General features: G+C 38.0%; 19 protein-coding genes. 13 read left to right on the top strand and 6 right to left on the bottom strand.

Features of this window, described 5'->3' with window-relative positions; genetic code table 11:
• The first annotated feature begins 17 nt into the window (after nucleotides 1–17).
• The 9 genes from H5180_RS16095 to H5180_RS16055 all read left to right on the top strand — a co-directional run bounded on the left by H5180_RS16095 (nucleotide 18) and on the right by H5180_RS16055 (nucleotide 9,807).
• Nucleotides 18–2,522: a hypothetical protein gene (locus H5180_RS16095; protein WP_182758612.1), complete on the top strand. Its 2,505-nt coding sequence runs from the start codon at nucleotides 18–20 to the stop codon at nucleotides 2,520–2,522.
• Nucleotides 2,515–3,162, top strand: a complete 648-nt coding sequence (locus H5180_RS16090) for a hypothetical protein (protein ID WP_182758611.1) — start codon at nucleotides 2,515–2,517, stop codon at nucleotides 3,160–3,162. Before H5180_RS16095 ends, H5180_RS16090 begins: the two co-directional genes overlap by 8 nt.
• A complete protein-coding gene (locus H5180_RS16085) occupies nucleotides 3,162–4,253 on the top strand; it encodes a hypothetical protein (RefSeq protein ID WP_182758610.1) in 1,092 nt (363 codons plus the stop codon). Before H5180_RS16090 ends, H5180_RS16085 begins: the two co-directional genes overlap by 1 nt.
• Nucleotides 4,254–4,331: 78 nt before the next feature.
• A complete protein-coding gene (locus tag H5180_RS16080; RefSeq protein ID WP_182758609.1) occupies nucleotides 4,332–4,700 on the top strand; it encodes a DUF4041 domain-containing protein in 369 nt (122 codons plus the stop codon).
• 81 nt (nucleotides 4,701–4,781) lie between these two features.
• Nucleotides 4,782–5,171, top strand: coding sequence for a GIY-YIG nuclease family protein (locus H5180_RS16075; RefSeq protein WP_220493128.1), 390 nt, complete (start codon nucleotides 4,782–4,784; stop codon nucleotides 5,169–5,171).
• A complete protein-coding gene (locus H5180_RS16070; protein ID WP_182758608.1) occupies nucleotides 5,171–5,560 on the top strand; it encodes a hypothetical protein in 390 nt (129 codons plus the stop codon). The genes H5180_RS16075 and H5180_RS16070 overlap by 1 nt, the downstream gene beginning before the upstream one ends.
• A 651-nt stretch (nucleotides 5,561–6,211) precedes the next feature.
• Nucleotides 6,212–7,243 (top strand): NADP-dependent oxidoreductase, encoded by a 1,032-nt coding sequence (locus H5180_RS16065; protein ID WP_182758607.1) that lies wholly within the window; start codon nucleotides 6,212–6,214, stop codon nucleotides 7,241–7,243.
• Nucleotides 7,244–7,289: 46 nt separating this feature from the next.
• A complete protein-coding gene (locus H5180_RS16060; protein WP_145239764.1) occupies nucleotides 7,290–7,907 on the top strand; it encodes a glutathione S-transferase family protein in 618 nt (205 codons plus the stop codon).
• 277 nt (nucleotides 7,908–8,184) lie between these two features.
• Nucleotides 8,185–9,807, top strand: a complete 1,623-nt coding sequence (locus H5180_RS16055; protein ID WP_182758606.1) for a methyl-accepting chemotaxis protein — start codon at nucleotides 8,185–8,187, stop codon at nucleotides 9,805–9,807.
• A 16-nt stretch (nucleotides 9,808–9,823) separates the two neighbouring features.
• On the opposite strand, the gene H5180_RS16050 is transcribed toward H5180_RS16055, so the two are convergent.
• The gene (locus tag H5180_RS16050; RefSeq protein ID WP_149981938.1) at nucleotides 9,824–10,492 is read right to left on the bottom strand and encodes a response regulator; all 669 of its coding nucleotides are present in this window, start codon (nucleotides 10,490–10,492) and stop codon (nucleotides 9,824–9,826) included.
• Nucleotides 10,485–11,810, bottom strand: a complete 1,326-nt coding sequence (locus H5180_RS16045; RefSeq protein ID WP_182758605.1) for a DUF4118 domain-containing protein — start codon at nucleotides 11,808–11,810, stop codon at nucleotides 10,485–10,487. The genes H5180_RS16050 and H5180_RS16045 overlap by 8 nt, the downstream gene beginning before the upstream one ends.
• Nucleotides 11,811–12,015: 205 nt before the next feature.
• Between H5180_RS16045 and H5180_RS16040 the strand changes: the two genes are divergently transcribed.
• From H5180_RS16040 to H5180_RS16030, 3 genes are read left to right on the top strand one after another with little or no spacing between them, the layout of a single operon-like run.
• Nucleotides 12,016–13,470: a TrkH family potassium uptake protein gene (locus H5180_RS16040; protein WP_182758604.1), complete on the top strand. Its 1,455-nt coding sequence runs from the start codon at nucleotides 12,016–12,018 to the stop codon at nucleotides 13,468–13,470.
• A 12-nt stretch (nucleotides 13,471–13,482) separates the two neighbouring features.
• Entirely contained in the window at nucleotides 13,483–14,136 is a 654-nt protein-coding gene (locus H5180_RS16035) for a TrkA family potassium uptake protein (protein ID WP_145239779.1), read from the top strand.
• A 2-nt stretch (nucleotides 14,137–14,138) separates the two neighbouring features.
• A complete protein-coding gene (locus tag H5180_RS16030; protein WP_182758603.1) occupies nucleotides 14,139–15,503 on the top strand; it encodes a TrkH family potassium uptake protein in 1,365 nt (454 codons plus the stop codon).
• A gap of 564 nt (nucleotides 15,504–16,067) precedes the next feature.
• Here the strand turns inward: H5180_RS16030 and H5180_RS16025 are convergent.
• The 3 genes from H5180_RS16025 to H5180_RS16015 form a co-directional block, all read right to left on the bottom strand.
• Nucleotides 16,068–16,448 carry a VanZ family protein gene (locus tag H5180_RS16025; protein WP_182758602.1) on the bottom strand — a complete coding sequence of 127 codons (381 nt, stop codon included), beginning with the start codon at nucleotides 16,446–16,448 and terminating at the stop codon, nucleotides 16,068–16,070.
• Between the two features lie 88 nt (nucleotides 16,449–16,536).
• On the bottom strand, nucleotides 16,537–16,863 hold the full coding sequence (locus tag H5180_RS16020) for a YkgJ family cysteine cluster protein (RefSeq protein WP_089369063.1): 327 nt from the start codon (nucleotides 16,861–16,863) through the stop codon (nucleotides 16,537–16,539).
• Between the two features lie 45 nt (nucleotides 16,864–16,908).
• Nucleotides 16,909–18,858: an ATP-dependent DNA helicase RecQ gene (locus H5180_RS16015; protein WP_182758601.1), complete on the bottom strand. Its 1,950-nt coding sequence runs from the start codon at nucleotides 18,856–18,858 to the stop codon at nucleotides 16,909–16,911.
• A gap of 267 nt (nucleotides 18,859–19,125) precedes the next feature.
• Here H5180_RS16015 and H5180_RS16010 point away from each other — a divergent pair, with 267 nt between their 5' ends.
• Nucleotides 19,126–20,430 carry an NAD(P)/FAD-dependent oxidoreductase gene (locus H5180_RS16010; RefSeq protein WP_182758600.1) on the top strand — a complete coding sequence of 435 codons (1,305 nt, stop codon included), beginning with the start codon at nucleotides 19,126–19,128 and terminating at the stop codon, nucleotides 20,428–20,430.
• A gap of 399 nt (nucleotides 20,431–20,829) precedes the next feature.
• On the opposite strand, the gene H5180_RS16005 is transcribed toward H5180_RS16010, so the two are convergent.
• Complete coding sequence (locus H5180_RS16005; RefSeq protein ID WP_145239794.1) at nucleotides 20,830–21,804, bottom strand: transposase; 975 nt, start codon at nucleotides 21,802–21,804, stop codon at nucleotides 20,830–20,832.
• Nucleotides 21,805–21,919: the final 115 nt, after the last annotated feature.

The raw sequence follows: 21,919 nt of genomic DNA, 5'->3' as shown, positions 1-21,919 counted from the left end.
ATTTGTAAAGGTTCACAATGATTGGTGATTGTAGCAATGTTGAGCATGAAACATACTATTTTATAAAAGACTGTTTATATCGACAATCTAATACCGAATATAACGATGTAAGAGGCTACATTCACCATCATTTTCCGAGTTTTGTTATTGATGATGGCCTAACTAACAATGAAAGTTTAGATCTAGATAAAGAAAGTGATGAAAGAACAAATACAGACGATTATAAAAGTTTTGATGTGAACCCACCAGACTGGTTCAGTGTGGATGAAATTGAATTTGAACCGTATCAAATGTACATAAATGACACGAAATCATCCGTTGTGTATGTAAAAAAAAATAATAATAAAATAATATTTAAAGAAAAACTAAGATCGGAAAAATTAGAACAAATATTCAAAAATAATGAAGTCGAATATAATGATTTTATACTAAAAGCAGCTAGCAGTGGAATTGAGATTGATAAACCAATTAGATATACCAATATATCAATCGCTGTTAGCTATGATGATAAATTTATTTATATACGCTCAAAAAAATACTCAAAGGATGAAGTGTATTCGTATGGAGTAAATACAGGGATCTCACATTGGCATTATGCAAAGTTAAATTATCAATCTGGAGGAGAAGAAGATATATCTTTAAGAGGTCAGGATAGTTATAAAACAAAATATGGACTGTTAATAGCTGAGTATGATGTAGACAATAAAAGAAATAATGACCCTTTTAAATTTGATAACTTCTCATATCTCCTTAAACCTATACTTAATAATAAACTGCAATTAGCCTTTTCATATATTAATGATACTGGGTACAACAATCCGGCCAATGGAATAGGTAGAACCTATTTTATAAAACGTAATACTTTTTTTGGCTTGGAATTATATAACTTTAGCTTATTTGATTATGATTATAATGCAAGAAAGTCCGAAGGTAATTTACTCGTTTACTCTAAGGATTATTCTTTAGCCACCATATCTTCAAATGAAAGAAAGATATTAAGTATACAACTTTCACCAGGATTTAATGAAGTCGATGATAGATTGTTAAGTGCGGGATACAGCAGGTTAGTCATAGAAAAAGAATACTCTAACGGCGAAAAAGAAACTGAGATAAAAGAATATTTTAAAAAAAGCATTAGTAAGAACAAAGTAAATACTTTCTTTGCTAAAGTTATGGTTGGCCGTAATTATTATGGAGATAATTATTATGACTCACTTGGTTTTAACGGCTTATATGTTAGCTCTTTAGGTGATTTTCGTCTTAACTCATTCTATATTCCAAATAAAGGGGCTGCAAGTGAACTTGTTTATTCTATGAATGGAATTGATATTCAATCAGTCATAAGTAGTAAAGGAGATTTCGCTCTTGGATCGCAGTTTAGATTCAAAATTTTGGATGACTTATTTGTATATGCTTCTGCTTATAAAGTTGAATTATATGATTGTAAAAAAGAGTCTATTTTTCTAAATCGTAAGTGTGGAACCAATTTATCAGGAAGTCTTACTTATTCACTTCCTGGAGCGCTTAATGCAACTTATACATATACAGATTACAAGTCTGCAAGCTTAGGGGTCAACTATGATAGCAATCGACTCTCTTTAAGTAAAAGCTTTAATTTTAATCGATTCGTAATTAGCTTTAACGCTAATTACGAATCGAAAAATTATGATTCAATATATAATAGTAAAATGACTAGTTTTAATGCAGGAATAAACTTTAGCTATGGATATAAATCAAATTCCTACTCCTACTCATCTTCGATACATAATAGTAATAAAACTAATAAACAGGGTAGCAGTAACGCCTTATCTTTTGCTAAAAATGATAAGGACTATAACATGAATTTTAGGGTGTCAGAATATAATAAAGGTGAAGTGTCCTCAAGCTTATACGCGGGTTATAACTCACCATACGGTGCATTTAGATTAAATACTAATTATGGGGTTATTAATAATATAGGGGTAAGTCATGAATATGTGGCAGCAATTAATGATAAAAGCTATAGCCTCAAAAGTGTAAACACACTACGTTCTGACGCAGGACTTATATTTGACATGAGAAATATACCAGAAGGAAGTGATTTCCGATTAAATATTAAAGGTTCTGCAAGAAGTAATGTAAAAATAAGCTCATCAGAAACTAGTTTTTATCAAATAAAACCAGGGAACTACAGGATAATGATTGAAGATGATTATCTATCAGATAATGGAATTTTTACTGTTAAGGTTAAAGATGACAGTGTGGATGTTTTTAAGGGTGATATTAAAACAATACAATTTTCATACGAAAAAACTATAGTGATTGGATTTAAAATTAGAGGTTACCAAAAAATAAATATAGAAGGTTGTACGGTATCAAATGTAGGTGATGAAAATTATGAGGCTACTTGTTTGTCAGATGAATTTCTTACCAAAGGATTTATTGATATTAACAATGACGACCTACCGTTACGTTGCACTTTTAATAATTACAATAATTACAATAATATATATTACAGCCTTGGAGAATTGACTTGTGATTAGAACAATATTTGTTTTTACATTTTTCTATTTATTATCCCCTTTAAATAGTTTTGCGATATCCGTATCCCCAATGGAAATATACGGAAATGAAAATGACCTAGTTACTAAAAGTATCAAGGTAACTAATTCCTCAAAATACACTGAATATGTTCGTGCCTTAGTGTATGAAATAGTGAACCCTGGAACCCCAGAACAACGTGAGGTGTCAGTTGATAATAGTGAAATCTTATCATTTAGTATTTTCCCTAGGAAAATAATATTAAGCACAGGTGAAAGTAAAAGTGTAAGGCTACTATATTCTAGAAATGAAAATGTTATAGCTGAAAAACTATACAGGGTTAGATTTATACCTACATCAGAATTTTCCGTAGGCGTTACAGTAAAGTTATCATACGGTGTTTTAGTTAGAGTGCTGCCCCTTGAACTAAATTATAATTACAAAACTTATAGTGATGGGAAAGTAGACTTCATTGAAAACTCAGGGAATGTCAGAGTGCATATTAATAACAAGTGTAAGGCTGACATTGACAATAAAAGTAAGCAAGAATTTAGGCTTTACCCCGGTAGTAAGTTTGCAATAAATAAATTGTGTTCTATTTCAGACTTCGAGATAAAGAACGACGCAGGGAAGATAATTTAATGAAAACAATAGTGTGTTTGTTTTTCATTTATTTTTCTATGATAGGTTATGCAGTTGCCAGCTTTGAAAGAGGAGTGCATTTATCTCATACATTTAATAATGTTCACTTAGATCCTGATTCAGCAGGCCATCAATATATTTCTAGTTGGAGGCCAAGTGAATCCATAGTATGTCGGAGCGAGGACAGCATGAGTGATTGCGGTCAAGACTTATTCCGAAACAGCAATGCCTTACTTGTTATTAGTAATTACGACTCTAGATCGCCAGCTTGGTCTGCAAGTTCTAAATCACATGTTATGAATATCCCGATAATTAATCAAGAAACAGGGACTTTCTATAACGTTAAACTATTGTGTGATATTAGTAATGGAGTGAGAAACAGAGGGTGTTATGCTGGTGTCGCATCATATTCAAATGGTGGTAGAATTATTTCTTTATACTTAGATAAGGCTAGCTTTTCAGATGTTCCTGACGGTATCTACTCATCTTCTAGTGTAGGTATAAGCGCAACAGATTGGCACTCTTCTTATCTTATATTTACTGCCTCATTTAATATAAATATCATAGTTAACAGGAGCTCCAGTGAGCAACCTGTAAATGTAACAACTTTGCATCCAATACAGGGAAATACACTGCCGATAATTTTTAATAAAGTAAGTGTAAATGAGGAATATGGAATAGGAAGTTTAGACTTTTGTCTAGAAACCGATGACTATTCTAGTCTAGATATGTTTATAGTAACAGATGCTCCCTATATTAGTCTCTACGGACAAAGAAGGGACCTCGCAAAGTTTCAGTTGACCAATATCGAAGGCTCTACAGAGCAGTCAAAAAGGGTCATAGAATACACCGTGGAGTCCCAAACCTTAGGACTTATTGGAGCTGGCAGCTGTTCTTCTAATAATACTCGATTTTGTCAAGCCATTATAAAAAATATAGATTTTGAAGGTTTAGCGACTTCTGACTCACCAGGAGGTGGGGTGTGTAAAAGATTTGATTTGAGAATTAAAACAGACGTGTTTAATACCCAAGAAAAACTATCTGGAGAATATACTAGCAGTTTCTATATAAATATAGATAAGGGAACCTAATAGTGTTAAAAGTAATCTGTATTGCGGAGTTTTTCAAGTTAGTTGTCGCATCAAATTAAATTTTATGCGACAACTAACTTGAAAAACTCCGATGCCGAGGTAGATAATATAATCTCTAACACGACTGCTCGCAACTTTGCTAGCAGTGCCAAAAAGATTGAAAAATGGTTTGATCGAGTAAACAAAAGTGGAAAAGACAGCTACATTGAATTGAGTAGAGATTTGCTAGCTTTAAGACTAGAAGAACAACGCCACTTTTTTGAATTTAAATATAAAAAGGAAATGGAGCTTGATGAGCAGCGTTATATGCGAGAAACCTTGAGAGAAGAGGCTAAAGTAAAAAAAGAGATAGAAAAATTTATCACTGATCGTGAAAAAGAAGAAGTGACATACCAAAAAAGCCTCGATGCTGCTTTAAGTAAGATCAAAACCGCTAATCAAGAATAAATTGAAAAGCTAAACACTCATATTGAAGAGCTTAAAGTAAAACTAGAGCGTGCGACAAATGAAAAAGATAGAGCGCTTAGTATGGCGCAGTTAACTCGCTCAGGCTATGTCTATGTAATTTCGAACAAAGGATCCTTTGGTGAGAATGTATATAAGATAGGCATGACCAGAAGGCTAGAGCCATTAGATCGAGTTAGAGAGTTGAGTGGTGCATCTGTGCCGTTCCACTTTGATGTCCACGCCTTAATACCGTCGGATGACGCGCCTTCTTTGGAAAATAGATTGCATACCAAGTTTGCTTCAAAAAGAGTGAACAAAGTTAACCAACGCAGAGAATTTTTTAAATTAACAATCAAAGAAATAGAAGAAGCTTTAACTGAATTTATAGATACAGATTTCAACATAGTGAGTGATATAACTTCAGAGCAGTACGAGGAGTCGTTGCTTCTGGAAGAGGAGCTGACAGAGTAATGGCTAAGATAACGAACGACCTAAAACGAATTCAACGCATTTCCTCAGTATTAACTAGAGCAATAGAGAATTGCTTTTCAAATGCAGAAATATCGTGTTTATTATGTAAATTCGAGTATGAAGAGTTTACCTTTGAGCTATCATCAACTGTTTTTGATTATACAGACATTAATATCGATGTATCAGATAAAAGCTCTGAAAAGTGTATGTCGCGATCCATTAAAGAATTATTAGGTCAAACTAATAAAATCATAAAAGAATTAGAGGGTGATGAAAAGGAACTTAGGCGAGACTTAAAAGAGTATGGGCAGGCATTCAGTGAAAGCCCAGCAGTTATTTTATCTTCAGTTCAAATGTTCAAGCAAATTATAGAAAGCATCAAAGTTTGAACTAATACAGACTACAACTAATCGCATTCACTGACTTAATTCTAAAATTGTGAATAGCCTCAATATTCTCTGATGTTATAGAGCCGATTGTTCGCTATAACGCGGAATTGTCCAAAAACGAGTTTATCTGACCGTCGGCTTCTCGCTCAAACCAGCCTTACAAGTTTTAAAATCCAAAGCTCTCATTAACAACATCCCGCATAAATGTAGAGCACTTTCGATATTGTATTAATTGCAAAAAAAGATGTAGTACGTGTACAGAGCTTTTGGATCAGCAACTTCATGTTTCAGCATGTTAGTAGTTCAATACAGGGATTCCAAGCCCTATCAGAAAAACCCGAATAGGGAACACTATTACCTCCTCTGTAGCCCTTGCTGTATATGGCTCTGCATTCCAGCCTTGTAAGAAACCATTCCAATTTTGGATCAGAAAGAACAAACTTGTTCTTAAATGGCAGAACAAATCACCACTATTGCACTGCTGCAAAAATGATTCTCTGCACAGCGATAAACTAATCCATACGCAGCATTGAATTTGCTCACCTTAGCCCTAAGTTCATACGTTAAGCATTTAACTCGCTGCAGACAACTAAGCATTTAGATTTACAGTACTTATACGCAGCTCTTTTTAACTGGATACGGAAAAAAATTATGCAATCTATTACCAATAAACAGCTTACGCTTAAATCTCGTCCTCATGGTGCGCCAACACTTGATAATTTTGCTATTAAAAGCGTACAAATGCCTGAATTACAACAAGGCGAAGTATTACTACGTACCATTTATTTATCACTTGACCCTTACATGCGTGGCCGCATGAGTGATGCGAAATCATATGCTGATCCGGTAGAAATTGGCGATGTCATGGTTGGCGCAACCGTATGTCAAATTGAGCAATCAAATAACGACAAGTTTGCAAAAGGCGATTGGGTACTAGCCTATACAGGCTGGCAGGAATATGCGATTTCAAATGGCGAAGGATTAATGCCATTAGGCAAAGAGCCAAATAATCCATCGTATGCATTAGGTATTATGGGTATGCCTGGCTTTACTGCTTATATGGGGCTGCTGGATATTGGCGCACCGAAAGAAGGTGAAACAGTGGTCGTAGCTGCTGCAACAGGCCCAGTAGGTGCAACTGTTGGGCAAATTGCTAAACTCAAAGGTTGTAAAGTAGTCGGTGTGGCAGGCGGCAGTGAAAAATGCCAATACGCAGTCGAAAAGCTTGATTTTGATGCCTGTATTGATCACCATAGCGATGACTTTGCCAAGCAGTTAGCTGAGGCATGTGATACGGGGATTGATGTTTATTATGAAAATGTGGGCGGAAAAGTCTTTGACGCCGTATTACCACTATTAAACACCGCTGCTCGCGTACCATTATGCGGCTTAGTGTCGCAATATAATGCGACTGAGTTACCACAAGGACCCGATCGTATGGGGGCTCTGATGGGGCAAATTCTCTCTAAGCGCATTCGTATGCAAGGCTTTATTATTTTTGATGATTATGGTCATCGTTATGATGAGTTCGCCACAGATATGCAAAAATGGCTCAGCGAAGGGAAAATTCAATACCGTGAACATTTAATAACCGGGCTTGATAATACAGTGTCTGCTTTTAACGATATGCTGGATGGCAAAAACTTTGGCAAAACTGTAATACAAGTTAACCAGCCACTATAAACTTTATTTTTCAAGCGCAGTTATTACTGCGCTTACAAGGAACACTATGATCAAGTTACATCATTTAAATAAATCACGCTCTAAACGTATTATTTGGTTACTCGAAGAGCTAGACGTTGACTACGAAATTGTGGCTTATCAACGCAACCGTGAAACCTTTTTAGCTCCTGATGAGCTTAAAGCGATTCATCCACTGGGCAAATCACCAGTGATTGAGGACAATGGCCAAATAATTGCTGAATCAGGTGCGATCACAGACTATTTGATCAGTAAATACGGTAACGGTAAGTTTGCGCCAAGCAGTGACAGTAAAGACTATATTGACTACCAGCAATGGCTGCACTTCGCTGAAAGCTCAGCAATTTTACCGCTATTATTAAAAATGTTTGTGCAAAAAGATGGCGCTAAAACGCAATTTTTAGAAGGCTATGCCGATGCAGAAACCGCAAAAGTTATTAGTTACTTTAATGACCGCTTAGAAGGGAAGCGTTACTTAGTAGGTGACTCTCTAACCGGTGCTGATTTTATGATGTCATTTATTGTTGAAATTGTTAAAAATGCAGGCCAACTAGCACATTTTAAAAATCTCGTTAAATACGATGAGCAATTACAAACTCACGAGAAATTTCATTCCGCTAATGAGTTAGAAGCAAAGTACGACTAAATTAGTTTTGTTTTGGCTGTTGAAGGTGGTTTTACAGCCAAGCGATGCACTCATTCCGGTTCGGCCTATCGAGATAGATTTTTTAAAGCATTATAATTCAAAAAGTGCAGTTGCTCATTAATTTGACTACTGCACATTAATTGCTAAGCATTAACATTATTTATACATAACTGATTATTAAAAAAGTAAATTCGTTTTATAAGTCATTCCACTTAACGAATTACGTTGAGTTATAATCAGCCAATATAAAATCGCACCAAATAATACTGGAAAACATATGACCATAAATATGCGCCTCGCCACTGGTTTTGGAGTGATCTTATTAATGATGCTCACATTAACCATTATTGGCACATCTCAAGTAAATCAAATTGACAATAATATAACTGAAATTAACGATATAAATTCTGTTAAGCAGCGTTATGCTATTGATTTTAGGGGCGCAGTACATGATAGGGCAATAGCAATACGGGATGTGGTGATATTAACAAATGCTAGTGATTTAAGCGATACGATTAGCTTAATAAATGAGCTCAATAACAATTACCAAATATCGCATGAAAAAATGGCGAGCTTGGTTGATCAAATGACTGATCACGAGCGCTCCCTAATGAAAAAAATTGATAAAATAGAAGAGCATACCCTCCCCTTAGTGGAAAATATTATCGCCGCTAAACGTGCTAATAATATAAAGCACGCAACTATGCTATTATTAACCGATGCGCGTCCCTCATTTGTAGAATGGTTGGACAGCATTAATCAATTCATCAATCTGCAAGAGCAAACAAATCATAATTTAACGGATAAAACACGTGAGATAACCAGCTCATTTGAGCTATGGATGATTTCATTAACTGCACTGGCTGTTATTATTGGCGCCGTAATTGCCTATATTATTAGTTCAAAAATTAAAAATGCAGTAGGCGGTGAACCACAAGAAGCGGCAGAAGTAATTGCACGTATCGCTAAAGGTGATTTAACCACTGAAATAAATTCCTGCTGCCCTAATAGTATGATGGCATCAGTTCAAGTAATGCAAAAAGAATTGAAAGCTATCGTCAATAGCATTATTGATTCTTCACAAGAGCTTTCATCTCATTCAGCAAGTGTCGCCTCAGGCTCACAACAAGCACTTTATGCTGCAGATAATCAAGTTACGCTAACTAACTCTGCCGTCACCAATTTAGCCAATATGAGCCATAGCATTCACTCAGTTGCCAGCGCAGTAAAACAAACTGAAGATAATTCAAAAATTACCGCACAATTATCACAACAAGGTAGTCAATCGGTGCAAAAAGTAGCAACCGAAATTGGCGGCATATCAACCACAGTGAAAGCAACAGTCAAACAAGTAAACATACTAGAAAATCATGTTAAAAACATTGGTGATATATTAAGTGTGATACGTAGTATTTCAGATCAAACTAACTTGCTAGCGCTAAATGCAGCTATTGAAGCCGCTCGTGCAGGCGAATCTGGACGTGGTTTTGCCGTTGTAGCTGATGAAGTTAGGCAACTCGCCCAACGTACAGGTGATGCGACCGGTGATATTGAGAAAATGATTTTACAGATCCAAGATAATACCCAAGCATCTGTCACTGCGATGGAAACCACAGTACCACAAGTAGAAAGTGGTTTATTATTGATGGATGAAGCCAATCAACTACTGCAAGAGATACAACAACAAGCCAATGATTCCTTGGAAAAAGTACTTGAAATTGTCGACTCAACATCAGTGCAAGTTGCCACAGTGTCAGAAATTAGTTCTGGTGTAGAGGAAATCGCTAACATGTCCAAGGAAACCAGTTTATCCTTAAAAAACAATGCACAAGAAGCAGTCGCATTGGCTGAGTTATCAAAAACACTGAAGCAGTACATTAGCTATTTCAAAGTGAACTAAAGAGCGCTTTAATACTTTAATCTACTAATCTATATCCTACCGCAGGCTCAGTAAGTAAATACTTTGGGCTTGCGGGATTTGCCTCTAATTTTTGCCTTAGCTGCGCTACATGCACACGCACATATTCAGGGCGGTTTATATATTGCTCTCCCCATATATGGCTTAATATTGCATTATGAGTCAATACCTTATCTTTATTTTGAAATAATAACAGTAAGATTGCATATTCCTTTTTAGTCAGCTTAACCTCATTGTCACCAACACGTACAATATGCTTATTTGGGTCGATACAAATGTCGCCACATTGCAACGCAAAACTGACTTGATTATTAGTACGCAGTAACACCCGAATACGCGCTAATAGTTCATTGGCGCTAAAAGGTTTAGTCAGGAAGTCATTGGCCCCATTATCAAGCGCCGTGACTTTTTCCACTTCACCATCACGGGCTGAGAGTACTAATACCGGTAACTGGCTCCATTGCCTAAACTCCACTAGCCAGTCTTGACCATCCATATCCAAAAGCCCTAAATCTAATAATACAAGGTCATAACTTTGCTCACTTAAAAGTGCAAAACCATCCAGCCCTTTATCACAAATACTCAGCTCATAGCCACTGGCTTGCAGTAAGGTTTTTAAAAAGCTTTGCAACGGCGGAGAATCTTCAAGTATTAAGATTTTAGTCATTATTTTTTATCCAGATTAATTTTGCCAAGGCCATTTCTGTATCGTTATCTATCGTCAGTGAAAATGTGCCTTGATGAAACTTAGCAACTACATCGCAAATTACACTGCCAAGCCCTACACCTTCATCAGCACTTGCCTGTGGCTTGCTAATTAATTTATTGCTCAATAGTAATTGATAACTCACCGCTGACTCGTAACGGCTTTGGGTAAATTCAACAACCACCTCACCATCACCATAACGCCATGCATTTTCGAGCATATTTGCCAGTGCTATTTCTAACAGTGTCACATCGCCTTGGCAGCTCGAATTGGCATCAATATTTGTTGTTACCACAAAATGCGCTAATTGCTGCTGCCTACGTGCTTTTGCTTCGCTTAGCAAAGCTTGCAAGTTAATTGTTTGCCAGCACAGGTTTTCGCCCATTTTATTTACTCGGCTAAGCTCCATCACCTTGTCAAAATGCTGATTAAGAATTTTACTTTGCTCATAAATATTACCGGCCTGCTCTTTTATTATCGCTTCACTGAGTGTGATCTCATCATCGGCCAACATGCTTGAGGCGCCCATAATAGTTGCCAGTGGCGTGCGCAAGTCATGAGATAAACTGCGTAATAATGCATTTTTAGCACGCTCGAGTTCAGCTTGAACTGAAATTGCCGCCGACTGCTGCCTCAGTAATGTTTTCTCATGTACCTGATACAACAATGAAATTGCGGTATTTACGAAGCTCTTTTGTCCTTCAGACAGTAACGTTGCAAAAGCAAACCCCCCCATACTTCGCTCTTTATCACTTAATAGCATAAATTCGCCTGCCACTTGCTGACGCATTTGTTGAAATTGGCAAGTAATGGCCAAATGCTCGCTAATAAGCTGCTGAAAGTACTGCTTTTGATCATCCAGTGTGTCTAAACTATTTAATCCTTTAGCCAGCTCATACAGTGTTCGACTATTACTCGCGTGTAATTGTACATCTCGCACCTTAGTGTTTAATTCGCCCGCTAACTGGCTGATCATCAATCCCACAATGAGCATCACGATAAAAGTAACTAGATACTCAATATTTTCAATATGAAAAGTAAAATACGGGGTAACAAAAAACCAATCGGTACACGCTACACTGACCAAGGTGGTAATGGCTGCAACGCGTCGGTTACTGCGAACTGCAACCCAGGCGACCCATAACAGCTGTAGCATCACGATGTCGGTGGTCGAAAACCAATCTCGTAACGGATAAATCGCCATAACCACAATGATCGGCATTATCACCGCCAAAAAAAATGCTTTATATTTGCTTGGTTTGCCCTGCACTTGATTCATTAACGATTCCTCTGACAATTAACTACATAGGTTACTGCCTTTTCAATATTGCCTCTATAAAGTTTTTATAAAGTTTTTTATCTCATTTATAAAATCTTTATAAAGCTTTGCAGTGCAGCGCTGACTTTACTATTTGATCCCGTATATTCAACTCAACTTTAGTGATTGCGTGTTACCTGCTATAGGTATTTGATAAGGCGTATTGATGATAAATTGGAAAATCACCTTAAGACTACTCGCCTTTCCTATTATTTGGATGGGAGTGGTACAACTGGTCTTTGCAGCGCTTTCATTATTTATTTTTAAAGACCGAGTTATTAGCGCGTTTCTTATTCCTGGCGCAACGATGATCTCTGTGGCTTTAGTGCTACTTATCAATTTACGTAAAACTGATCTAACCGCCGCAACATTCAGAGACGCACTTATTTACGCCACAGTAACGTGGATTATAGCCGGTGTGTTAGGCGCCATTCCTATTCTAGTCATCACTGGCGTTAACTTTAGCGACGCGGTATTTGAGTCAATCAGCGCCTTAACCACCACTGGCGCAACGGTGTTATCAGGGCTCGATAACATGCCTGCTAGCTTTTTATTGTATCGACAATTCTTACAATGGATGGGCGGTTTAGGCATTGTAATTTTTGTAGTGGCTATTTTACCTATGTTGAATATTGGTGGCATGAAATTATTAAAAGCAGAAACACCAGGCCCCATTAAAGACGAAAAATTAACTCCGCGCGTTGCCAGTACCGCTCATTATTTATGGGGCGTTTATTTAGCAATCACCGTACTTTGTACTTTAGCCTATTATGCTGGCGGAATGAGTTTTTACGATGCGATTGCACATGCCTTTACCACGGTTTCAACTGGGGGCTTTTCAACCCATGATGCCAGTATGTGGTATTACCACAGCCACTTACTGCTGTGGATAGCTAATGTATTTATGCTTGCAGGAGCGATTAACTTTGCCTTGCACTTCAAAGTAGCGCACAAAAGAGCCATTACTAGTTATTATCATGATGAAGAGACGCGTTATTTTATTTATATAGTGGTGCTTTTATCGGTTCTTTTAACCACCATGCTACTGCTTAAAGACAGCTACTCAAATGTACTTGAAGCATTTAGTTTCTCTACATTTCATATTATTTCTTTTATTACCAGCACCGGTTATGGCGCAGCAGGCTTTACTGACTGGCCAGCTGAGGCTGGGTTTTTACTGGTTATTGCCGGCTATCTTGGTGGTTGTGCAGGTTCAACGGCTGGCGGAAATAAAATAATTCGTAACATTATTGTTGGCAAAATGATTAATAACAATATTAAACAGCTGCTTCACCCAAGAGCGATATTTACACTTAAATATCAAGGCTCGCCCGTTAAAGAAGATGTACGCCATGCAATTATGGCATTTATGACCTTTGCTGTTGGTTCAAGCTTACTGTTTACAATGTTGCTTATGGCAACGGATCTGGATTTTTGGAGCGCATTTACTGCAGTAGCTGCATGCGTCAATGTACTTGGCCCTGGATTTGGTGAAGTTGGCGCTAACTTTCAACCAGTTTCAGACACCGGTATTTGGATACTCTCGGTCGCTATGATCGTGGGTCGGTTAGAATATTTTACTGTTTTTGCACTTTTTACTCATAGCTTTTGGAAAAAATAACGAAGGAATAATATGGCACATTTTACAGTTATTGGTTTAGGTCGCTTTGGCATTGCAGCAAGTCTTGAGTTGATTCATTTAGGGCACACCGTGACTGGCGTTGATAGCAACCCAAAACTCGCCGAAAAGTATGTTGAGCACTTATCAGAGACAGTGGTATGCGATTCAACAGATGAAGCGGCGTTAAAGGAGCTCGATTTAGCAAATAGTGAAGCGGTCTTAGTCGCAATTGGTGAAGATATGCAGTCCAGCATATTATGTACCTTAGCACTAAAAAATTTAGCGGTTAAACAAATATGGGTTAAAGCCAGCACCAAAGCGCATCATACGATTATATCAAAGTTGGGTGTCTCGCGTATTATTCACCCAGAAGAAGAAATGGGAGTGCGCGTTGCACAAGCGCTAAACTACCCAATAGTGAATGATTATATTTCCTTAGGTAATGGTTTATACGTGGTAGAAGTGAGTATCAAAGCGCATTTACATCAAACACAATTAGGCCATTTACTAAAAGAAATCAAAGCGTCAATTGACCCGCTACTGGTTAAACGAGGCAAACAAACATTTGTAAAATTAACGGATGACTTTGAATTGCTCGAATACGACACGCTGCTGTTATCTGGTAACCGTGTACAATTAAACTATCTTGCGCCAAGGCTGTTATAACCATGGTTTTATGGCATCCACTAAAAACTGCTATCGAACGCAGCCCTAGCGGCAATAAAAAAATCAATGCTGCACCGCCGCTTATTTTGTGCTGCAGCTTTTTGATATTAATCGCACTAGGGGCTTTAGCATTAAAGCTGCCTTTTGCCACCAATGAACCTATTTCGTGGATACAAAGTGCCTTTACTGCAACATCGGCGGTAACCGTCACCGGATTAGTTGTGGTAGACACAGGCTCCACATTTACCCCTTTTGGCCAAGGGGTGATCGCGCTATTAATTCAACTTGGTGGCTTGGGTTTGATGACATTTGCAGTGGTAACCTTGCTGGCACTGGGTAACAAAGTTGGCTTTATTCAAAAAACAGTGACTAAAGCCGCTTTTAATCAAACAGATACATCAACACTTTTGAGTACGGCAAAATCAGTGCTGCTTTTTGCCATCATTGTAGAGTCACTCGGTGTTGTTATTTTAACGCTGTACTGGCTCCCTGAGCTGGGCTTACAAACCAGTTTTTTCCATGCGTTGTTTTATACCATTAGTGCATTTAATAATGCGGGATTTGCGCTTAGCCCCAACAGCCTAATGCAGTATGTTGACGATCCCGTGATCAATCTTACCATTACTGGTTTGTTTATTATCGGTGGCCTAGGTTTTACGGTACTTATGGATGTGTATAAATCAAAACGTTGGGCAGCCCTTAGCACCTATAGTAAGTTAATGCTGATCAGCACGGTTATCATCAATATTGTAGCGCTGGTGCTGATTTACGTTATTGAATATGACAATCCAAAAACACTGCAACCCTTGTCAGAAGTCGGTAAATGGCTAGCTGCTTGGTTTCAAGCCGTAACACCGCGTACAGCTGGATTTAATACCATTGCTATAGAAGAGCTGAGAAATGCCAGTACCGCATTAACAATGATGTTAATGTTTATTGGTGGCGGCTCACTCAGTACCGCAAGTGGTATAAAAGTAGTGACTTTTGTGGTGTTGATTTTAGCAACTTACAGCTACTTACGCCGCGATAAAGGCGTTACTGTGTTACGCCGAGAAATCGACAAAGAATCTGTTTATAAAGCACTGGCTTTAACCCTTATTTCAGCGGGTATAACATGGCTGGCTATTTTTACGTTACTGATTGTTGAAGATGCGCCTTTTTTAGATGTCGCCTTTGAGGCTGTGTCCGCACTTGGCACTGTAGGATTGTCTCGGGGTTTAACTGCTTCTCTTTCTCCGCTGGGCGAATTTATCATTATGTTTTTAATGTTTATGGGAAGGATTGGCCCCTTAACCATTGCCTACTTTTTAGCGAGTCCTCGCAGTAGGAAACTAAGATATCCAAGCGCACAATTATCGATTGGCTAAATAGCAGAGCTGGGAGAATCTCAAACTAAATCCCAGCTAATACTCGCTCAGTGACGTACTAGCTTGATGCCATTTAAAATTCGCCACATACTAACAGACGATTTTCATAGGTTAAAAACACAGATAATAACGCAGACACCCATCTTAATTTCGTAATAGGTAGACTAAAAATTGATTGGAAAATAACAAGAAAATAACAAAGACACCCATTGTTAATTTATGGAATACAGCCAAAAATTAACCATAATGGTTTAAGAGCTTGCATAAAGATAATAACACAGACACCCATCTTAATTTCGTAATGTGTAAACTAAAAATTGATTGGAAAATAACAAAGACACCCATTATTAATTTATGGAGTACAGCCAAAAATTAGCCATGATGGTTTAAGAGCTTGCATAACGAATATGAGGTTGGTTAATGGTTCTGAATTGAATTGAATAAAATTTAACTATCGATACATTAATAAACTAACGACAAAAAAACCTTCAAACCAGCGCTTGCTATGCAGGAGAAAAAGCTGTTCATTTGCAGTAATCAACTAATGTAAGCTAACAAAACTCGTCAGCGCGAACCTTTATTTATCAGCTTGGTTATCAAACTAAAAGTGAGGATACCTAAAGCATCAGCAATTAGATCAGCGATGTCTAAGGTTCTACTAGGTATGAAGTATTGGCTTAGCTCTTCCAATAAAACGAATAGAAACACGACGCTCGAACCAATATACAAATTGCATGACAATACTGAATATGATTTTAGCTTAAACGCAAAATTAGCACCTAGAGTAAGCAAACCAAATAAACAAAAGTGCCCTACTTTATCGCCATAAGGGATACTTCTAACAAGCTCAAAGAAAATACTATGTTGCCCCGTATTAGCTTGGTATATGACCCATATAATAAAGCTAAGAAAAGTAACTGACACAATAGTGATTAATTTATGCATGATTGTTTAATGCTATTGTTGAGTTACCAACAATAGCCGAATAGCGATTATGATTCAATCACTTAGTAATCTACTGCTAAAGCAACCATCAGATCCCTGCAAGGTCACGCTCGGTGATGCACTCGTCCGATGCCATTTCAAATTCGCGGCATACTAACGGGCGGTTTTCGTAGATTGAACACATTAAGGTATTGCGGTCGAGTGCTTGGCACCAACCATCATCGGCGCGTTTCATCACTTCGCTGCCCCATTTATCATATTCAATATAATGAAACGGCACGCCAGTGTCGGTCACTATACGCACTTCTAACTGACAACAACATGCTTGGCAATTAGCACAAGTAACAGGCTCAGGGGCTGATGTAATATTTTTTACTGCAATGACGGTTTCATCGGGGTGAACAATCTGGGGCATAAAGGCTTACTTTTAAGAATAAGCCCCTAGCATACCTGAGTGAATTTAACGCGCCAGTAATTTCGTTTTTATTTCACTGTAACGCTGCTGCTCACACAAACCAAAACCACTGAGTTGACGCACTTTGTTACGCGCAAATAACGGTACGCTCATTCCCGCTAAAAAGCGGCATTGGGTTTCAATACCTATATTATGTATACCTTTACTGGCGAGGTGACTAAGTAACTCATCAACCTTTTGATAAATTACAGCATCGTTAGCAAAGCTATGAGCGAGTGAATATTCAAGTGTTACAGCTTGGCCTCTACATACTGAGCAATGGCCGCATTGCTGTGGCGCTTGATGGTCGTCAAAATAACGAGCAAGGTTATAGCTCAAACATGTTTTAAGCTCGAAAAAGCGAATAAGTGCCGCAATACGCTTAATTTCAGCTTGCTCTTTATCAACAAAATAGCTGTGTAATTGCTTAGCCAGCTCAGGGTTACTGATTACCTCATTATGTACTTGATAGACTTGGGTGATTCGCTTTGTTTCAAGTGCTATTAAATTCTTCTCTGCTAAATAATCAAGCGCTGCAACAACGCGTTTGCGATCCACCTGAGCGGCTTGGGTAAGCGTGTCAAAATTTAGTGTGCCCCAGATTTTTTTAAATTGGGTATGGCTAAATATTAACTGTAAAAATGCTTGTCTATCAGCATCAAAGTGACCAAGTAAAGCGGCTTTATCAACCAAAAACTTATATTTAAAGTCGGCGTAATAAGCATAAAGTGGTGTTATTGCACCTTGCATTTCCAATTGTACTAACAAGGTTTTAAGCGCTAATTGGCGAATATTACTATCACTTGAAAGGCTGTATTCTTGCATTTCCCATTGCTGACTTTCTTTTGAGTGATCGCTTTGGTGTTGGCGAATATCGTTGATCACATGCTCAATACCGCTAAGCTCTGGGGTATCGCCATAAACAAAGTTTTCAACCGTGTTTAAGCCATCTAAATTGGCCAATGTAAAACACTGCGATGGTTGTCCGTCTCTCCCTGCACGACCAATTTCTTGGCTGTAGTTTTCAATCGACTTTGGTAAATCATAATGAATAACAAAACGGATATCTGATTTATCAACCCCCATACCAAAAGCAATCGTGGCCACTACTACATTAATTTTACCCGCCATAAAATCATCTTGGATACCATAACGCAGAGTATCTTCAAGCCCAGCATGATAAGCCACAGCGTGTAAGCCTTTACGGCTAAGCGCTTCTGCGACTTGCTCTGCACTATGTTGTAAGGTCACATAAACAATCCCTGGGCCCGTTTGCTCGCGCACAATATTAGCCAATGTACTTGCTTTGTCAGCGCTTTTCACGCTGAGTATCGATAAGTCTAAATTAGCCCGATAAAACCCAGTTTGTACAATGCATTCTGGGGTAATTGCAAAACGTTCACTCATATCACGCTTTACTTTTTTAGTGGCGGTGGCCGTTAATAATAATACCAAGGGAATATTGAGCTCATCACGATAGCGCGGCAGTTTTAAATAATCAGGCCTAAAATTATGGCCCCATTCGGAAATACAGTGAGCTTCGTCAACCACCAGCATTGAAATAGCCACTTGATTAATAAATTCACGAAATCGCTCGTTTTTAAAACGTTCTACCGAGACCATTAAGATTTTCACTTTACCGGCACGCACATCGCTCATTACTGTGTGACTTTGCTCTGTAGTTTGGCTTGAATCAAGGCTTGCGGCATAAATTCCCTTGTTATTTAAAAAACCAATTTGGTCTTTCATCAGCGCAAGTAATGGCGAAACAACCAGCGTTAGATTAGGTAAATGCAATGCAGTTAACTGATAACACAATGACTTACCAGATCCAGTGGGGAAAATTGCCAATGATGATTGGTTATTTAGCAGTTGCTCTATGGTTTGCTGCTGACCTTGACGAAATTGACTAAACCCAAAGTGTTGCTCAAGTGAAGAAAGTATCGATCCGCTCATAATATTTCCCTTTATTCATATTCCCTAATAAAGGAAATCATAGTTTGAAAATGCAATGTTTGCCATGGTAACTTTTTTTTGCTCTATTTTCTTGGCTTATCTATTTGTTCCTATTAAATTTTACTGACAAATCGTGGGAAAAGGCGCATTATAAATGCGTTGCTTGAAAAGGTATTTTGAACATTTTTGTTCAGCTCAATACCTAAGTGTTCTATACGTTTCATCATCATAAGAGCATTTAGGTATAATTCTTTTGAGGGCAATGAAATGATAACCACACATCCTAAAATCGTGATCATCGGTGGCGGTGCCGGCGGCCTTGAGCTCGCAACGCAATTAGGGCATAAACTAGGGAAGAAAAAACACGCCGACATTCTATTAATTGATAAAAATCGCACCCATATTTGGAAACCTTTACTGCACGAAGTAGCAACGGGTTCTATAGATGCCGATTTAGATGGGGTAGTTTACTCAGCACACGCAGCAAAACATCATTATAACTTTCAACTTGGCACTTTTTGCAACCTTGATAACGCTAATAAAACCATCACACTCAGTGCCTTTAATGACGAACTTGGCCATCAAATTTTACCACAACGCACCGTTCATTATGACTACTTGGTGATTGCCATCGGCAGCGTCAGTAACGACTTCAATACACCCGGTATTAAAGAACATTGTTTTTATCTTGATTCAAACCAACAAGCGGAACGCTTTCAGCACGCGCTACTCGATAACTTTACTCGGCTACATCAAGACGACAACCCACAGCATGCATTAAATATTGCCATTGTTGGCGGTGGCGCAACAGGCGTTGAACTCTCAGCTGAGCTGTATCATGTTTCTGACTTATTAAAACTTTATGGTTTGACAAATATGTCGGCAAAGCGCTTACACATTCATTTAATCGAAGCAGGCCCGCGTATTTTACCCGCCCTACCAGAGCGTATAGCAAACTCAGCGAAAAGAGAGCTACTAAAGCTTGGTGTTAACGTTAGAGAAAACACCCAAGTAAAGCAGGCAACAAATCAAGGATTCATCACTAAAGATGATGAACAGATCGATGCCGACATTATGGTATGGGCAGCGGGTGTAAAAGCCCCCGATTTTATAAAAGATCTCGGGATTTTTGAACTAACTCGTAATAACCAAATCATGGTGAACGACTATTTGCAAAGTAATAGCGATGACACCATTTTTGTATTAGGTGACTGTTGCGCGTTTACACAAAAAGATGGCAAATTAGTACCGCCTCGTGCGCAATCAGCCCATCAAATGGCACAATGTGTTGAAAAAAACCTAATTGCGACAATGCGCCAACAGCCGTTAACTGGCTTTGAATACAGCGATCATGGTTCGCTCGTCAATTTGTCACGCTACAGTACCGTGGGGAGCTTAATGGGCAACCTCACTAGTAATAGCTTTTTTATTGAAGGCAAGATAGCCCGCTTTATGTATATTTCGCTCTATCGCATGCACCAACGCGCTATCCACGGCAGCGCCAAAACCTTTGCATTATGGATCAGCGAAAAAGTGCTCCGGGTCGTTAGACCAAAGATGAAATTACATTAAGCAACTAACAAGAGTAAGTGGAGCCGCCGCTTCACTTACACACCTAGAAATAAAATAAAAAATGACACCCATCTATATATCTAAAAACAATGAAATTAAAATTGACACCCATCCATATATATCTAAAAAAAATGCAAACTTACATTTTAAAACAATGGATTGAAGGTAAATAAAAAAGACACCCATCAAAAAATTGCAATGCTAAAAATTGCAATGACACCCATTCTAAATAAAAAGGAAATTACAAACATCCAGGTTAGGGCAATAAACGAAACAATTAAAAACCGTAGTTATTTTCAAAAAGGACTTTTATACAAATGGCAGATAAATATCAGGCGTTTGCATTTTTAGGCGTCAAAAAAACCTGAATTAACAAGTTATGTATTATTGGCTACGTTATCACGCTAGTAATTTTTCGCAATTCGTTAGATTCGTTCGTCGCTTAAAGTGTTGATGTTCACAAAACATATTTAACGACTCAGGTCTTCCAACAGCACCGTGAAAAACGGTGGTAAATTTGCTGGTAACTTTCAACCAGTTTTCGGGGGTTATTTGCAACCTTTCAAGCAAAGGGGTTAGATCGGCGGCTATATAACCTATTTTATCAGGACGAATACAGCGCCCAGTCGCATCAACAAGAGAAAGGTAGGAAGTTAGCTCAAAAGGTAAACCTTTCACCATATGCTGTGTTGCCATTCCTGAAAAACGTTGTAATGATTTGGGCTGTTTACCTGCTGCGATCGAAATAATACGCTTTTTGACACTCGTAAAATCTGAATTTTCTGGTTTGTCAGCAATACCTGCCCGAACTGGGTTTAAATCAACATACGCCATACATGCTAATAATGCGGCTTCATCAAGTAATGCTTGGGATTTGAACCGTCCCTCCCAAAATCGCCCTTTACAGTCATCTTCTTTATTTGCTTTTCGCGCTATATATTCATTTAAAGAGCGCATGAACCAGCTAATATCCATTAACCTTAAACGATATTGCGCAATACTATCTGTAACTATTTTCATCTCAAAAGACGCTAGCTTTTCACCTTTAGCAAAACGTCGTGTTAATTCAGAACCTTTAAAGGCTTTATGCCAGCGAATTGCAACTGCTCTATCATTTACTCTTTCCGCCTTTTTACTATCTACGTACACTACAATATGAGTATGATTACTCATTACTGCATAAGCGCACACATCTATAAAAAAGAGAGATGCCAAACTCATTAGCTTATCTTCAACCCATTTTCTGCGGTGTTCATAACATTGCCCCGTATATTCATCCACACCACATAAATAGGCACGTCTTACACATCGTGATATACAATGATAGTAACGAGTGTCCGTTAAACTGATTTGTCGATTTCTTGCAGTAGCCATAAATACCTCAGATATCACGTTCCTTATAAAATACTAGTTCCTCATGGTAATACTGCAAATATAGTCATTATTATGGGTGTCATTTAAGTTTGTTATGGGTGTCATTTAAGTTTGT

The sequence above is a fragment of the Pseudoalteromonas sp. SR41-4 genome (assembly GCF_014163985.1).
Taxonomy (GTDB): domain Bacteria; phylum Pseudomonadota; class Gammaproteobacteria; order Enterobacterales; family Alteromonadaceae; genus Pseudoalteromonas; species Pseudoalteromonas rhizosphaerae.
The sequence above is the reverse complement of the archived record's forward strand: the minus strand, read 5'-3'. Positions and strand labels throughout refer to the sequence as shown.